This is a genomic window from Arthrobacter sp. Hiyo1, from assembly GCF_001263615.2.
Taxonomy (GTDB): Bacteria; Actinomycetota; Actinomycetes; order Actinomycetales; family Micrococcaceae; genus Arthrobacter.
This window is the reverse complement of record NZ_DF952474.1, coordinates 42,611-57,339: the sequence shown is the minus strand read 5'-3', so window position 1 is coordinate 57,339 and position 14,729 is coordinate 42,611. Positions and strand designations below refer to the sequence as shown.

Here is a 14,729-nt window from a genome sequence, read left to right as displayed (position 1 = left end):
CCAACCTGTCCCACCTGAATTTCCTGCTGGACATCGTTCCCCTGCATGCCGTGGAGGGCCACACGACGTACCAGATCGGTGAACACCCCGCGGCACAAGCACCGTGGACGTACGCCAACAAGAATGCCGACGGCAGTTACACGCGGGTAGGCGGAGGTTCCAAGGACCCGGCCACGGGCAACTGGAGCCAGGGAGCCTTCAACGCGGACGACATTGCGCGCACCGCCGTCGTCTACTTGCGCCATTGGCAGCAGACCGGCGATGCCTCGAGCCGCACCCGCGCCTTCGACCTGTTGCGCGAGCTGGCGTATTTGCAGACAACATCCGGCCCCAATGCCGGCAACGTGGTCTTGTGGCAGCAAGCCGATGGCACACTGACGCCGAGCGCCAAGCCTGTGGAACTTCCCGACCCCAGCGACTCGGCCGAGTCCTACTGGCTTGCCCGGACCGTGTGGGCGCTGGGCGAAGGGTATGCGGCGTTCAAGTCTGCCGATCCCCAGTTTGCCGCCTTCCTGCAGTCCAGGCTTGATCTCGCCGTCGGGTCCCTGAACAAGCAGTCGCTCGCCAAGTACGGGAAGTACGACGTTGCCGACGGTGCCAAGGTCCCTGCCTGGCTGATCACCGGAGGGGCGGACGCCTCGGCGGAAGCCGTGCTCGGACTCTCCGCCTACTCAAAGGCCGCGCCCGACGACGGAGCTGCCGCCACCGCGCTGAACCAGCTCACCGAAGGTGTCGCCGGGATGTCCTCGGGATCAGTTCAGCAGTGGCCCTTCGGCGCGATTCTTCCGTGGAACCAGTCCCGGACACTCTGGCACGCTTGGGGCGGAATGGCCGCGGCCGCCGTCGCGAACGCGTCCCCGGTACTGCATCGCCCCGATCTGTTGACGGCTGCCGTGAAGGACTCCGCCCAATTCACTCCGCAGCTCCTCGCCGCCGGTGGACCGGACAATGCCTGGAGCCCGACCCCGGGTGAGGCGCAGATAGCCTATGGCGTGGACTCGCGGGTCGAAGGACTCGTGGCGACCGCAAGAGCCGCTAATGCTCCCGGCCTGCTGGACGTCGCGGCAGTTGCTGCCGGCTGGTACTTCGGTGCCAACCGCAGTGGAAAGCCCGCCTACAACCCGGCAACAGGTACCGCGATCGACGGCATCGAAACCGACGGACGCGTCAACCCCAACTCCGGGGCGGAATCCACCATCCACACGTTGTTGTCCATGCTCGCCTTGGACGCCAATCCGGAGCTCAAGGCCAAGGCCTTGGGGATCAGCAGCACCGTGGGGACGGACGGACTCAAGGTGGCCGAGGCCGAGACCGGCACCATCAGCGGCGGCGCAGTCGTCAAACCCGCCTCCGCATGGACCGGTGAGGCGAACTGGTCCGGCGGCGCATACGTCGCCCTCAACGCGGGCGGCACCCTGAAGATCACGGTCCCGGTCTCGGACCAGGCACGGAACGCATACCCGATCGTGAACCAGCGCCCGGAAGCCGCCGGCATGACGTCGTGGACATCCGGGACCACATTCCTCGGCAGCACGCCCAACGGTGGCGCCGGGGAGCAAGGCATCACGGCAGCTCCGGGCAAGCTCTTCCCGTTCTCCCTTGACCACGCAATCCCGGCGGGCCAGGACAGCCTGACCGCCAAGGCCGGAAGCGACGTGTCGATCGACGGCGTGCTGCTGCAGCCGCAGATTTCCTCGGTTTCCGTCTCCGGTTCCGGAGGCCAATCGACCCTGTACATCAGCGCGGCGACGGGAAGCACCGATCGAAAAGTGGACATGCCCCAAGGGTTCCATTTGAGCCAGGAGGCCTTTGACGCTTCCGGCCAGCCCGTCACACCGGGCCCAGACCAGAACGGCGCCGACCACTCCGGCCGCGTCACTGTAGCCCCGGGTGGATTCACCTGGGTAACGCTGGTCCGCAACTGACACTTATCACCACAGGAAGAACCCATGCAGAAAATCACCAAAGAAGCCTTGCTCCACAGCTACGAGGGAGCACTCACGTTCAGCAATCCGCTGACCGACACCATTTCTACCGACCAGTTTTCCGCCGCGTATCCCGAGCACCCGGAATGGGCGGTGGGCCCGTTCCGCAAGGACGATTCCCTGACGTTCCGGCAAGTCCAGGACTGGGCCGATCCGACCGGCATCGGCTGGACCGCGGATTCAATCTTCAATCCCTCCGTCATGGAGCGGGACGGCAAGCTCTACCTCTTCTACCGCGCATCCCCCCGCAAGGAATCGGTCTCGAGCCGTATCGGCGTCGCCGTCTACCATCCCGAAACCGGGTGGCAGGACAGCCCCTCCAACCCGGTGATCTACCCCACCCAGGACAATGAGATCCTTGGCTGCGAAGATCCCAAGGTTTACCACGCCAATGGCCGCTACTACATGTTCTACAACGGGATCTGGACGATCGACCGCGGCGAGGAGCAGGCCGGCCAAGACCCGGATGTCTATCCCCTGGGCGACGTCGGCTGCGACATCAATGTCGCGGTGTCCGACGACTTGATCCACTGGGAAAAGCTCGGCCTGGCTGTCCCTTACGAGGTTTCGCGGTTCTGGGCGAAGGGGGCGGTCATCCCCCGGAACGCCCAGGGCGACGCCGTCAAGATCGGTGGGCACTACCTGATGTATCTGTCCGAGGGCTGCGGGGGGACCACGCATGTGGGACGGTCCACGGACATGGTGAACTGGACGTTTGAACCGCAGGAGTACCTGGACCTTGGGCCGCTGGGCGGCTCACTGCACGAAGTGGCTTGCGCCATTGTCGACGACGGCGGCAACCCCGGGACCGACGGTGGCAAGCTGGTCCTGGACTTCTTCTACGGCGACGCAGACGGCCAATTTTCCGCAGCGCAGGCGCTCTACGACGTGAACGAACCGTTCACCCAGAAGGCGATGCACAGGGGAGGCTCGCTGGCTTGGGGCGGCCTGCTCAAGTTCGGCGGAACCTGGATGTTCGCCCAAGGCTGGGATGCCCCTTCGGGATCGCGGGAGATGTATTTCTACCGGGCAGACCAGGGCTAAGAGTGACGCACCCCAGCACCCTCGGCGCGGTCGTAGGTTTGGACATCGGCGGTTCGAAGACGCGCGGCATCAAATGGCTGAATGGCACCGCCGTCGCCGATACTTCCGGCGGCAGCGCCAATGTCCAGAACGTGAGCCGTGCCGAGGCCCGCCGCAATCTGGAGGGCGTCTTCGCCACCCTCCAGGGCGGGTCCACTGCGCGGGTGGTGGTTGGTTCCGGAGGGATCGACACCCCCGAAGATGCGAACGCGCTGACGGAACTGATCCAACCATTGGCTCCCGACGCCGTCGTCTCCGTTGTCCATGACACGCGCCTGCTGCTGGCGGCCGCAGGTTGCAGCACGGGAATCGCCGTGATCGCCGGCACCGGATCCGCGGCCTGGGGCACTAACGGCGAGGACGAGGCGCGCGCGGGCGGCTGGGGCTACTTGCTTGGCGACGAAGGCAGCGGATACTGGTTCGGTCGAGAAGCGGTGAGGTACAGCCTTGAACGCGTGAACTGCGGCCTGCGCCCGGACGAACTGACGAAGGCGCTTATGAAATCTTGTGGACTCCTCGGCCCGGAAGGTTTGATCGCCCTTTTCCATGGCGACGCGGGACGCGAGTTTTGGGCGTCGAAATCATCGATTGTCTTCGAGTGCGCGGCCTCGGGGCATACCGCTTCCTTGGACATGATCCTCCAGGCTGGGGCCGATCTTGCCTCGTTGGCGGCGAAATGCGCTGGGCAATTGAACATCGAGGGGCCCATCGTCCTTGGCGGTGGCCTAGGGATGAACCAGCCCACTTTGCAGGCGGCCATGCGGATAGCCCTTGCTACCCGGGGTCTCCACACTCTGCAGGTTCTGACCCAGGATCCGGTCTTCGGCGCTCTGCGTCTTGCGTCCCACTAGGCACCACTGTGATGAGTCTCACTAGCAACAAACGCCGTTCTGGCTTGAGCAGTCCGCGCCTCGCTGTGCACTATGGAAAAGCTGTACGGCGGCCTTCGCACTGGCGCGATGGCCGGATATCCGGATTCATGAATGGAAGCACTGAACAATGACGTTTGAAACTGCCGACTCCGTAACCCTTAAGATTTGGGACCGCTCAACCACCCACCACACGCTGGACGCACTGGTGCACGACTTCTCGGTGCGCCACAACACCTCCAAGGCCAGCATCGCGGTCACCTGCAGCGGGCCCAACACCTTCACTGTCAGCCTGACCGGCAGCGCTGCCAAGGCCACGTCGTTCGACGCGCAGTCCCTGTAACGGCACCTTCGAGGCGCGAAGCGACGACGACGGCGGGAGTCACCTCCCGCCGTCGTTCGCTTTTCCGGGCTTGTTCGAAGTGAAGGGTCAGGCGCGGGAGTGCTCCGAAAGGAGCGCGTCGATCTGGCCGACGGCCTCCTTCATTCCCTCCTCCATACCCATGTCGATCATCTTCTTCATCTGTTCTTCTGATTCGAAGATGGACAGGATGGTCATGCGGGTGCGGTCGCCTGTCTCCTCGATGGTCACGATCGCGTGGCCGGCACCTATCTCCTCGACGGGTGCGCCATTTTCGTCGGCAAAACCGTCGTCGAACTCCAGCCTGTTCGGAGCTTGGACGGACGTGATGCGCCACCAGCCGCGGGGCTTCTCGCCGTCGGGACCCGTCATGTAATAGCTGGCCTTCCCGCCCGGCTCGAACTCGTACTGCTCGAACGTGGCCGGCCACGTGGGCGGACCCCACCAACGCTCAAGCTGGCGCGGGTCTTCCCAGATTTGCCAGACCCGTTCGGGGCTGGCATCGAACTCAGCGACGAGGGTCAAGGTCAACGCTTCGGGATTCTGGGTGGAACTGATAACCGTCATTGCGGAACCCTTCCTATTTTTCGGCGAGGATGTCTGCGATCCGCTCGACGCGCTGCCGCCAGATCGCCTCGTACTCATCGAGCAGCTGGCGGGCTTTCTGCAAGCCATCATGGTTACCCCGCACGATCTGCTCCCTTCCACGCTTCTCCTTCGTTACAAGGGAGGCGCGCTCCAAAACCGCCACGTGTTTCTGGACGGCGGCGAAGCTCATGGCGTAGAGGGCAGCCAAGCCGGACACTGAATACTCCCCGACAGTCACCCGCCGGACGATATCCCGGCGCGTGGCATCGGCAAGTGCCTGGAACAGGCGGTCAAGTTCGGTTTCGCTGAGCTGATCTACAACCATTTGGTTGTAGGATATTCCGATGGCGGAGGGGTGTCAACGGGCATGGATACTTTGCACTAGTCGAACTTCAGCGGAGTCCAGCCGAACGGAATCGGGCCGCGTACTCTTGCCCGGCTTCTATCGGCTTCGTCCGACCAACCCTGCCCGGACTTTGCCATTGGTGCACCACAGGCGCCCCGAGCCACCCGGAAGCCCACGTCTTCCAAGACGGCATCAGGAGCACTGCCGCGCCGCACCGACGCACGCACATTCCAGGCGTCGTCAGCCCAGCCACCGCCACGGAATGCCCTGTAGTCGCCGTATCTCGCGGGATCCGCATAGTCCCAGCACCATTCCCAGACATTGCCGAGCGTGTCGTAGGCGCCGAACCCGTTGGGAGCTTTAAGCGCCCCGTCGCTGGGGCGCGGACAGCCCATCCTTCGCGGTCCAGGCAATCTCATTGAGCGGACCATAGTGCGGGCCAACCGATCCGGCACGGCATGCGTATTCCCATTCCGCCTCTGTGGGCAGCCGGTAGCCGTTGGCCGCGACGTTCCATTCGACGTTTCGTCCGGTGCGGGCATAGGCCGGGCTGATGCCTTCCGCTTCAGATGCCGCATTGCACCAGTCGATGGCCTCAAGCCAGGTGAGACCGTGTGCCGGCGCGTTTGGAGAGTGACCACGGCTGGGGTCATTCTTGACCCCGGCAAACTCGGCTCGAGTGACCGCTGTCCTTCCAATCTCGAAGGCGACAAGGTCCACCGAGTCGGTGCGGCCGCTGCGCGCGTCCCGGAGTCCAATCTGCCCACCAGGCAGGCTGAGGAGGTCTGGCGGCTTGATGAGCCTCAGACCTCCGCCACCGGCGCCGCGAACTGGGCTTCGTAGAGCCGCGAGTACGCGCCACCGGAGGCCAGCAGCTCCGCATGGGTGCCCTGTTCCACAATCTGCCCGGCCTCCATCACCAGGATGAGGTTGGCGTCGCGGATCGTGGACAGGCGGTGCGCGATCACAAAGCTGGTCCGGTCAGACCGCAGGGCATTCATGGCCTTCTGGACCAGGACCTCGGTCCGGGTGTCCACGGAGCTCGTGGCCTCGTCCAGGATCAAGACCGACGGACGGGCCAGGAACGCCCGGGCGATGGTGAGCAACTGCTTCTCACCGGCGGAAACGTTGCTGCCCTCGTCGTCGAGCACTGTGTCGTAGCCTCCGGGAGGGAGTGGACGAAGCGATCTACGTACGTTGCTTGTGCCGCCTCCAGAATCTCGGCTTCGGTGGCGTCTGGCCGTCCATAGGCGATGTTGTCCCGGATGGTACCGCCGAACAGCCAGGTGTCCTGGAGTACCATGCCCATCCGCGAGCGCAACTCGTAGCGGGACATCGAGGCGACGTCGACGCCGTCGAGCGTTATCCGCCCGGCGTCGAGCTCGTAGAAGCGCATCATCAGGTTCACCAGGGTGGTCTTGCCCGCCCCGGTTGGCCCGACGATCGCCACAGACTGGCCGGGCTCGGCCACCAGGCTCAGATTCTGGATCAACGGCTTGTCCGGCGAGTAGGAGAAGGAAATGTTCTCGAACACCAAGCGTCCGCGCGTCACCTCGGGAACAGCGGAGGGCTCAGGATCAGCGCTTTGCTCCTCGGTGTCGAGCAGCGCGAAGACTCGCTCGGCGGACGCGACGCCGGACTGAAGCAGATTGGCCATTGACCCAAGCTGGGCCAGGGGCTGCGTGAACTGCCGTGAGTACTGGATGAAGGCCTGGACATCGCCCAACTGCATGGCGCCCGAAGCTACCTGAAGGCCACCCACCACGGCGATCCCCACATAGACGAGGTTGCCGATGAATGTCAGTGCCGGCATGATCAAGCCGCTGATGAACTGGGCGCCGAAGCTGGCCGAGAACAGTTCTGCGTTCTTCTCGCGGAAGCGCTCCTCCACTTCGCGCTGGCGGCCGAACACCTTCACGAGCGCGTGGCCGGTGTAGGTTTCTTCGATCTGGCCGTTCAGCTCGCCGGTGTTCTTCCACTGGGCCACGAACAGCTTCTGCGAGCGCTTGGCAATCAGCACGGTGGTCACGAGCGTCAACGGCACTGTGACCAGGGTGATCAGCGCCAGGATCGGCGAGAGCAGGAACATCATGAAGATGACGCCGGCCACTGTCAGCAGGGACGTGACTGCCTGGCTGATGGACTGTTGGAGGCTTTGCGAAATGTTGTCGACGTCGTTGGTCACGCGGCTGAGCAGTTCACCACGCTGCACTGAATCGAAATAGCGCAGCGGGAGCCGGTTGATTTTCGCTTCGATCTGCTCGCGGAGCCGGTACACGGTTCGCTGCACGACGCCGTTGAGCACGTACGCCTGGATCCAGCCGAACGCTGAGGCCAGGACATACAGGACCAGCACCCACAGCAGGATCGAGGACAACGCCCCGAAGTCGATTCCGACGCCGGGAGTCAGGTCCATGCCCTTCAACATGTCCGCTTTGGCGCCCTGGCCGGAAGCGCGCAGCCCGTCGATGACCTGTTGCTTGCTTACTCCGGCGGGAAGCTGCTTGGAGACGACGCCGGCGAAGATCAAGTTGGTGCCCTCGCCGAGAAGCCGGGGACCGATCACGGACAGCGTCACGCTGGCCACGGCGAGGAAGAGGACCAGGGTCAGCCACAAGCGCTCGGGCCGCAGCGTACCCAGGAGCCGCTTGGCCGAGGGCAGGAAGTTCATGGCCTTTTCGGCCGGGATGCTCATTCCCGCGAACGGTCCGCCACGGCCTGGTCCCATCGGGGGACGCTGCGGGCGGTTGGCGGTGCCTGCTGTGCTGCTCATGCCGCCTCCTCCGCTGCCAGTTGCGAGGAAACTATCTCGCGGTACGTTTCGGAAGTCTCAAGCAACTCTTCGTGGGTTCCGCGCCCCACCAGCCGCCCGTCGTCGAGCACCAGAATCTGCTCGGCGTCCGCGATGCTGGACACCCGCTGCGCAATGATGACCATGGTGGCGCCCGAAGTGTGGCGCTTGAGTGCCTGGCGAAGCCTGGCATCGGTGGCAGTGTCCAGCGAGGAGAAGGAGTCGTCGAAGATGTAGAGCTCGGGCTGCTTCACGAGTGCCCGGGCGATTGCCAGGCGCTGCCGCTGACCGCCGGAAACGTTGGTGCCGCCTTGCGAGATCGGAGCGTCAAGCCCGCCTTCCATCTCCTCGACGAAGTCCTGGGCCTGCGCAATGGAGAGGGCCCGCCAGAGTTCTTCCTCGGTGGCGTCGGGCTTGCCATAGAGCAGGTTGCTGCGCACCGTGCCGGAGAACAGGTAGGGCTTTTGTGGGACCAGCCCGATGTGCCCCCACAAGAGGTCCGGGTGCAGTTCGCGGACGTCGACGTCGTCGATCCGCACCGAGCCGCTGCTCGCGTCGAAGAGCCGTGGCAGCAAGTTCACCAAGGTGGTCTTGCCCGCGCCCGTGCTGCCGATGATGGCCGTCGTCTGGCCAGCGCGTGCCCGGAAGCTGATGCCGCTCAGGACGGGCTGCTCGGCACCGGGTAGCGAATCCGACGTCGAGCAATTCCAGCTCGCCGCGGCCGGCGGTCTCCGTCACCGGGTTCGCGGGAGGCCGCACGCTCGATTGGGTCTCCAACACCTGCCCGATGCGGTCCGCCGACACAGCCGCACGCGGGATCATGACGGCCATGAACGTAGCCATCATGACGGACATGAGAATCTGCATGAGGTAGCTCAGGAAGGCGATCAAGGTTCCTACCTGCATGGATCCGTCATCGATCCGGAACGATCCGAACCAGATCACGGCCACGCTGGAGACGTTGAGCACCAGCATCACCACCGGGAACATGAGGGCCATGAGCCGCCCCGCGCGCAACGCCATCTCCGTGACGTCCCGGTTCGCGGAGGCGAAGCGTTCCGTCTCCATGTCCTCGCGCACGAACGCACGTACCACGCGGATGCCGGCGAGCTGTTCGCGGAGCACCCGGTTCACGGTGTCGATCCGGACCTGCATCTTGCGGAACAGCGGAACCAACCGGCTGACAATGAGGCCCACCGCAACGAGCAGCACGGGGACGCTCACGGCAATCAGCCAGGACAACTGCGCATCCTGCCGGACGGCCATGATGACCCCGCCGATGCTCAGCATGGGCGCCGCCACCATGAGGGTGCAGGACATCAGGACGAGCTGTTGGACTTGCTGCACGTCGTTGGTGGAGCGGGTGATCAGCGAGGGAGCGCCGAAGCGGGTGACCTCCTGCTCGGAGAACTCCCCCACCCTGGTGAAAATGGCCCCGCGCAGGTCCCGCCCCAGGCCCATGGCGGCTTTCGCGCCGAAGTACACGGCTGTGATCGAACACGCGATCTGCAGGAGGGTGATGAGCAACATGAGGCTGCCGGTGCCCAGGATGTACCCGGTATCCCCCTTGGCCACGCCTTCGTCAATGATGTCGGCATTCAGTGTGGGCAAGTACAGCGACGCGATGGACTGCGCCAACTGGAAAATGACGACGGCGATCAGTAGCCGCCGATGTGGCCGCAGGTACTGAACGAGAAGTTTCCAGAGCATCGTTCTCCAACTCACGTAGTGATTCGAAGGCCAGTCTACGACTGGTTGCTGGGGGCAACTAGAGCTTTCCCTCAGGGCGAAGCGTGGCGGGCGATCAGGTGCAACCCTCGCTCAGATATGGGGCCCTTCCCCCGACCCTCGCTCAGATATGGGGCCCCTTTCCCCAACCCTCGCTCAGATCGTGGGGCTTACCGCGCAAGAGCAACGCCGATCTCGCGATTCACTGCGGGGATGATTTCGGTGGCCAGGAGCTCGATGGACCGCGCCGTCTCAGCGAAAGGCAACCCGCCGAGACCGACCTGAGCCAGATACCGCGTGTTGCCGAGGGCGCTATGAATTTCCAGTAGCTTTTCGACGAGCTGTTGGGGGCTTCCCACAAGCAGGCCGCCACCCGGTTCGGTCCATTCATCGAAGGTGTTCCGCGGGAAATGGTCAACTGGCCGGGGCATGTTCTGCTCGAAGTAGGCGCGATAGTAGGGGTAGAAGGTGTCCCGTGCCTGCTGCGACGTCGGCGCCACATAGAAATGGCCACCCGCGCCGACTGGCAGGGCGGCACCGTCGTGTCCCGCGTTTTCAGCGGTCTCCCGGTACAGTTCCACGAGCCGGCGGAATCGTGCCGGCCCGGACAGCAGAGCGATAAACAACGGCAGGCCCAACCGCCCCGCCCGGACGAAACTCTGCGGAGTACCGCCCACGCCCACCCAGATGGGCAACTTTTCCTGGATCGGACGCGGCGCTATGTCCATCCCGGAGACGGTTTGGGTCAGGCTTCCCTCCCAGCGAAGGTTGTCGTTGTCACGCAGCGCGAGCAACATGTTCAGCTTCTCTTCGAACAGCTCGTCATAGTCCTCCAATCTGTGGCCAAACAAGGAGTACGACTCCACAAAGGCGCCACGGCCGGCAATGATCTCTGCCCGCCCGCCCGAAATTAGATCCAGCGTGGAGAACTGCTCGAAGAGCCGGACAGGGTCCTGGGTGGAGAGAACCGTGACGGCGGTGCCCAGCCGAAGCTTGGTGGTTTCCCGAGCGATGGCCGCGAGCACCATTTCCGGGGCAGAGAGGGCGAAATCGTGCCGATGATGCTCCCCCAGGCCCAGGAACGATAGTCCTGCCTGCTCGGCAAGCTTCGCCAGCTCAATGATGTCCTTGACCCGCTGGTGCGGTGACAGGGAGGCTCCGGTCTTGATGTCGCGGGATAGCTCACCGAAAGTGAAGATTCCAAAATCCATAATTAATTGAACATTCAAGTATTTGGATTCATTCCCGAGCCGTTAGTGAGCGAGCGTCCGCCGCAACCCCCACATACGTGAGCGAGCGTCATGATGGCGCGGAGCGTGCCGGCGTCGTACCCGGACAGTAGGCTGGAGACGCTCGGCAAGATCCGCTACGAAAGGACCGTAGTCATGGCTTACATCACCGTCGGAAATGAAAACAGCACCGAGATCGAGATCTACTACGAGGACCACGGGACCGGCCAGGCAGTGGTCCTTATCCACGGCTACCCTTTGGACGGTTCGTCCTGGGAGAAGCAGGCCGCCGCACTGCTCGACGCCGGCTACCGCGTCATCACCTACGACCGCCGCGGCTTCGGCAAGTCCAGCAAGCCGACCGTCGGCTACGACTACGACACCTTCGCCGCGGACCTCAACACCCTCCTGAACACCATCGATGTGAACGATGCCGTCCTGGTGGGCTTCTCGATGGGTACCGGCGAAGTGGCACGTTACATCAGCACCTACGGCTCGGCCCGGGTGGCGAAAGCAGTGTTCCTCGCATCCTTGGAGCCGTTCCTCCTACAGGCGGCGGACAACCCCGGAGGCGTCCCGCAGTCAGTGTTCGACGGTCTCACGGAAGCCGTCATTTCCGATCGCTATGCTTTCTTCACCGAATTCTTCAACAACTTCTACAACGCCTCCACTTTCCTCGGAACGCACCGCCTGAGCCACGAGGCAGTCGCCGCCAGCTGGAACCTGGCAGCCCAGTCAGGCGCCTACGCTTCGGTGGCGGCGCAGCCACGTGGCTCACGGATTTCAGGGCCGACATCCCCAAGATCGACGTTCCCGCCCTGATCGTGCACGGTACCGCGGACAACATCCTCCCCATCGACGTCACCGGCCGGAGGTTCGCCGAAGCGCTCCCCAGTGCCGAATATGTCGAAATCGACGGCGCCCCGCACGGCCTGCTGTGGACGCATGGCGCCGAGATCAACCAGGCTTTGCTCGGCTTCCTCGCAAAGTAGGGATTCCTGACAAAAAATTAGGGCGAAACTAACTGAATATCGCGGGAACCTTAACGCCTCTGGTCCAGTCTTAATGCAAGCACAGGCGGAACCCATTCGCCGGCGAAAGCACTAAAGCTGCAAGGGGAGCAGGACCGGCCATGAAGACAACAACAGCCCTGGACGAGGTCACCGCCATCAATGGCGTAATCACCGATCAGCAACCCGTTGACTTCCACGCTTTGGGGCTCGCCGGCTGCATCGACCGCTTGGCCTCACCGCTCCGCCGCCAAGGGACCGAAATCCATTGGGAGACGCCGCACCACGGTGTCGAAATCTCGTCCGGCTCCGCTTCCTTGCTCTACCACGCCGCCAAGGAAGTGCTCAGCAACGCCTTCAAGTATGCGCATGCCCACGACGTCACCGTCCGCTTGGCCGCTGTGTACCACGGGATCCGGCTGACTGTCACGGACAACGGCGCGGGCTTCGACAGCCAGGCGACTCCCGCGGGCGCACACCACGGATTCGGGCTCCGCCTCATGTCCATCGCCGTCAGCGAAGTGGGCGGCGACGTCTCGGTCGTCTCCAGCCCAGGCAAGGGTACCTGCGTCACCGTCACTTTGCCGCTCGACTGATAGGCGTCGATGCCCGACGGCGGCAGGCACCCGCCGTCGTCGGTTTCGGCGCTGCTGGTTCGCTATTCAAGTGAATCTGGTATGAAAGGCGAATGACCCCGTACAAATCCGCGCGATTCGCCAGGGCGGACGCCTGCTGGTGGTGGCGAATGGTGGTTCACTCGCTCCGGCCCAATCGCTTGCCCTGCGTTTTCTGGCCGCGGGCGTTGGATGCGAGGCGCCATCCGACATTGTTTCGCAGCACATCACCGCCAAGCTCCTCTCCGCGGGCGACGTCTGCATCGCCGTGAGCACCGCGGATTCCCCCGAGATTGAGCGCGCCCAGTCCGCCGTATTCGAAGAAGTCCTCCACATGGTGGAAAACCCCGAATAGTTTTTAGCGCGAACGCGGGCAGTTTTCGGCCGAACGCCGGCTCACAAATAAGCCCGTTTCGGCCGCACGCCGGCTCACATATAGGGCCAATTCCGGGATCCCTTGCTCACTAGATGTGAGCGAGGGATCCGGAAAACAACCACATAAGTGAGCGAGCGTCTGGGGTGCGCGAGCTGAACCAAGGAGTCCCGGTCATATCGCCCTAGGAAAGCCCTTAAGGAAAGCCCCTAGGAGAACTCCTTCAACGCCTCGGTGAGCAGCCCGCCCGGAGACCCCAGCCGGACATGGACGCCATTCGAAGCCACCAGTTCACCGGCAATGACGACGGCGGTGACGTCGCTCGCCGTCGCGCTGAACGCGAACTGCTGGGGCATGGAACCCGCGGTTCGCACCGAGTCCGGAGCCACAGCCATGAGATCGCACACCGCAGCTACCTCTAGTGCCGACGCAATGGGCGTGGCCATGGATGCGGTTGCGCCGATGGTGGCCGCGTGGAACAGTTCTTGCGGTGAAAACCTGCCCCGCTGGCCGGAGCCGAGGCGTTCCCCGTGTTCCAAAGTGCGCATTTCAACCCAGGGATCGATCACGGCGTGTTGGTCGGTACCTAGCGCGATGGTCGAGCCGGCGTCGGACAGGGCGCGTGCCGGGCCGATCCCGTCAGCTAGATCGGCCTCGGTGCTGGGACACATCACCACCGTGGATCCCGCATCTCCGAGGAGTTGGATGTCGTCCGGCGTCAGGTGGGTCGCGTGGACGGCGGAGAGCCGCCGGGACAGCAGGCCGTGGCGGGCAAGAAGCCCGGCAGGCGTGACGCCATAGGCCTGCACGCAGGCTTCGTTTTCAGCCGGTTGTTCACTGAGGTGGATGTGCAGCGGAATATCGGTGGGCAACTGCCGGGCGACAGTCTTGAGCGCCTCCTCGGGCACTCCTCGGACGGAATGCAGGGCGGCCCCCACGCCGACCATTTCCGGCGGAAAGCTCCGTGCCATCGCGGCACGCAGTGATGCGAGCCGATCCAACCAGGCCTGCGCATCGGCGTCGCCAAACCGCGCCTGTTCCGGGCTCAGCGGCGTCCCGATGCCTCCCGCGAGGTACAGGGTGTCCAGCAATGTCAGCCGGATCCCGGCCGCCACGGCTGCCCTGGCCAACGCCAATTCCATCGCGTGCGGCTCCGGGTAGGGCGTTCCTTCCGGCTGGTGATGGACATAGTGGAACTCCGCCACGCTGCTGAAGCCGGACACCACCATTTCGGCGAAGACTGCCGTGGCGAGCTTCTCGTACTTCTCCGGTGTCAGTTCCGCAGCGCTCCGGTACATTTGCTCCCGCCAGACCCAGAAGTCACCGCGCCCGTCATGCGTCCGTCCGCGCAGGATCCGGTGAAAAGCGTGCGAATGGGCGTTGGCCGCGGCCGGGAAGACGACGCCGTTCAGTATCCGGTCACCGCTTTCGGGCTCGACGCCGGTAAAGATCCCGGAGATGCGGCCGTTGTCCACCTCCAAGCGGACGCTCGCGGCCACAGCAGAAGCGCCCGCGACAGAACCGCCGTCGGCGTCTATAAGCGCCGCCTCGCACCAGATCCCGCTCACAGGAGCCCCTCCAGAACGTCGGCGAGGGCGACGGCGCCGGCTAAGGCGTCCTCGTCGGCCACGTACTCTTCCGGGGAGTGCGAGATTCCGCTCGGGTTACGGACGAACAGCATCGTCGAGGGGGACATGTCCAGCCAAGACTCCGGCGTCGTGCCCGGCGCCGGTCGCCAGCACCGGCGCGCCC

General features: G+C 64.1%; 12 protein-coding genes and 4 pseudogenes. 7 read left to right on the top strand and 9 right to left on the bottom strand.

What is annotated here, in order from left to right; translation table 11 throughout:
* From AHiyo1_RS17665 to AHiyo1_RS17650, 4 genes are all read left to right on the top strand, one after another.
* Window positions 1-1,925, top strand: a 1,925-nt coding sequence (locus AHiyo1_RS17665) for a hypothetical protein (protein ID WP_059389405.1), incomplete at its 5' end; no start/stop codon positions are given.
* A gap of 24 nt (window positions 1,926-1,949) precedes the next feature.
* Complete coding sequence (locus AHiyo1_RS17660; RefSeq protein WP_059389404.1) at window positions 1,950-3,029, top strand: glycoside hydrolase family 130 protein; 1,080 nt, start codon at window positions 1,950-1,952, stop codon at window positions 3,027-3,029.
* A gap of 2 nt (window positions 3,030-3,031) precedes the next feature.
* Complete coding sequence (locus AHiyo1_RS17655) at window positions 3,032-3,919, top strand: N-acetylglucosamine kinase (protein WP_059389403.1); 888 nt, start codon at window positions 3,032-3,034, stop codon at window positions 3,917-3,919.
* A gap of 148 nt (window positions 3,920-4,067) precedes the next feature.
* Window positions 4,068-4,280 (top strand): hypothetical protein, encoded by a 213-nt coding sequence (locus AHiyo1_RS17650; RefSeq protein ID WP_059389402.1) that lies wholly within the window; start codon window positions 4,068-4,070, stop codon window positions 4,278-4,280.
* An 87-nt stretch (window positions 4,281-4,367) separates the two neighbouring features.
* Here AHiyo1_RS17650 and AHiyo1_RS17645 read toward each other — a convergent pair whose 3' ends face one another.
* From AHiyo1_RS17645 to AHiyo1_RS17620, 7 genes and pseudogenes are all read right to left on the bottom strand, one after another.
* The gene (locus tag AHiyo1_RS17645; RefSeq protein ID WP_059389401.1) at window positions 4,368-4,865 is read right to left on the bottom strand and encodes an SRPBCC family protein; all 498 of its coding nucleotides are present in this window, start codon (window positions 4,863-4,865) and stop codon (window positions 4,368-4,370) included.
* A gap of 13 nt (window positions 4,866-4,878) precedes the next feature.
* Window positions 4,879-5,211 carry an ArsR/SmtB family transcription factor gene (locus AHiyo1_RS17640; RefSeq protein WP_059389400.1) on the bottom strand — a complete coding sequence of 111 codons (333 nt, stop codon included), beginning with the start codon at window positions 5,209-5,211 and terminating at the stop codon, window positions 4,879-4,881.
* 56 nt (window positions 5,212-5,267) lie between these two features.
* Window positions 5,268-5,627: a formylglycine-generating enzyme family protein gene (locus AHiyo1_RS28005; RefSeq protein ID WP_340639350.1), complete on the bottom strand. Its 360-nt coding sequence runs from the start codon at window positions 5,625-5,627 to the stop codon at window positions 5,268-5,270.
* Window positions 5,593-5,991 (bottom strand): formylglycine-generating enzyme family protein, encoded by a 399-nt coding sequence (locus AHiyo1_RS28000; RefSeq protein WP_340639349.1) that lies wholly within the window; start codon window positions 5,989-5,991, stop codon window positions 5,593-5,595. Before AHiyo1_RS28000 ends, AHiyo1_RS28005 begins: the two co-directional genes overlap by 35 nt.
* 44 nt (window positions 5,992-6,035) lie before the next feature.
* A pseudogene (locus tag AHiyo1_RS17630) lies at window positions 6,036-8,005 on the bottom strand (ABC transporter ATP-binding protein).
* A pseudogene (locus AHiyo1_RS17625) lies at window positions 8,002-9,733 on the bottom strand (ABC transporter ATP-binding protein). Before AHiyo1_RS17625 ends, AHiyo1_RS17630 begins: the two co-directional pseudogenes overlap by 4 nt.
* Window positions 9,734-9,921: 188 nt before the next feature.
* A complete protein-coding gene (locus tag AHiyo1_RS17620; RefSeq protein ID WP_059389399.1) occupies window positions 9,922-10,962 on the bottom strand; it encodes an LLM class flavin-dependent oxidoreductase in 1,041 nt (346 codons plus the stop codon).
* 90 nt (window positions 10,963-11,052) lie between these two features.
* Here AHiyo1_RS17620 and AHiyo1_RS28330 point away from each other — a divergent pair.
* The 3 genes and pseudogenes from AHiyo1_RS28330 to AHiyo1_RS17605 all read left to right on the top strand — a co-directional run bounded on the left by AHiyo1_RS28330 (window position 11,053) and on the right by AHiyo1_RS17605 (window position 12,959).
* A pseudogene (locus AHiyo1_RS28330) lies at window positions 11,053-11,972 on the top strand (alpha/beta fold hydrolase).
* A 140-nt stretch (window positions 11,973-12,112) separates the two neighbouring features.
* Entirely contained in the window at window positions 12,113-12,586 is a 474-nt protein-coding gene (locus AHiyo1_RS17610) for a sensor histidine kinase (RefSeq protein ID WP_059389398.1), read from the top strand.
* Window positions 12,587-12,725: 139 nt separating this feature from the next.
* A complete protein-coding gene (locus AHiyo1_RS17605; RefSeq protein WP_059389397.1) occupies window positions 12,726-12,959 on the top strand; it encodes a hypothetical protein in 234 nt (77 codons plus the stop codon).
* A 227-nt stretch (window positions 12,960-13,186) separates the two neighbouring features.
* On the opposite strand, the gene AHiyo1_RS17600 is transcribed toward AHiyo1_RS17605, so the two are convergent.
* Both AHiyo1_RS17600 and AHiyo1_RS17595 read right to left on the bottom strand, forming a co-directional pair.
* The gene (locus tag AHiyo1_RS17600) at window positions 13,187-14,545 is read right to left on the bottom strand and encodes a formimidoylglutamate deiminase (RefSeq protein ID WP_084784577.1); all 1,359 of its coding nucleotides are present in this window, start codon (window positions 14,543-14,545) and stop codon (window positions 13,187-13,189) included.
* Window positions 14,542-14,729 (bottom strand): annotated as a pseudogene (locus AHiyo1_RS17595) (M20/M25/M40 family metallo-hydrolase); the annotation flags it as partial. The gene AHiyo1_RS17600 and the pseudogene AHiyo1_RS17595, both read right to left, overlap by 4 nt.

What these genes read in the sequence shown, in the direction of transcription:
- AHiyo1_RS17620 (WP_059389399.1), bottom strand. Translation starts at nt 10,962, where the DNA reads ATGGATTTTGGAATCTTCACTTTCGGTGAGCTATCCCGCGACATCAAG.
- AHiyo1_RS17660 (WP_059389404.1), top strand. Translation starts at nt 1,950, where the DNA reads ATGCAGAAAATCACCAAAGAAGCCTTGCTCCACAGCTACGAGGGAGCA.
- AHiyo1_RS28005 (WP_340639350.1), bottom strand. Translation starts at nt 5,627, where the DNA reads ATGGGCTGTCCGCGCCCCAGCGACGGGGCGCTTAAAGCTCCCAACGGG.
- AHiyo1_RS17640 (WP_059389400.1), bottom strand. Translation starts at nt 5,211, where the DNA reads ATGGTTGTAGATCAGCTCAGCGAAACCGAACTTGACCGCCTGTTCCAG.
- AHiyo1_RS17645 (WP_059389401.1), bottom strand. Translation starts at nt 4,865, where the DNA reads ATGACGGTTATCAGTTCCACCCAGAATCCCGAAGCGTTGACCTTGACC.
- AHiyo1_RS17650 (WP_059389402.1), top strand. Translation starts at nt 4,068, where the DNA reads ATGACGTTTGAAACTGCCGACTCCGTAACCCTTAAGATTTGGGACCGC.
- AHiyo1_RS17610 (WP_059389398.1), top strand. Translation starts at nt 12,113, where the DNA reads ATGAAGACAACAACAGCCCTGGACGAGGTCACCGCCATCAATGGCGTA.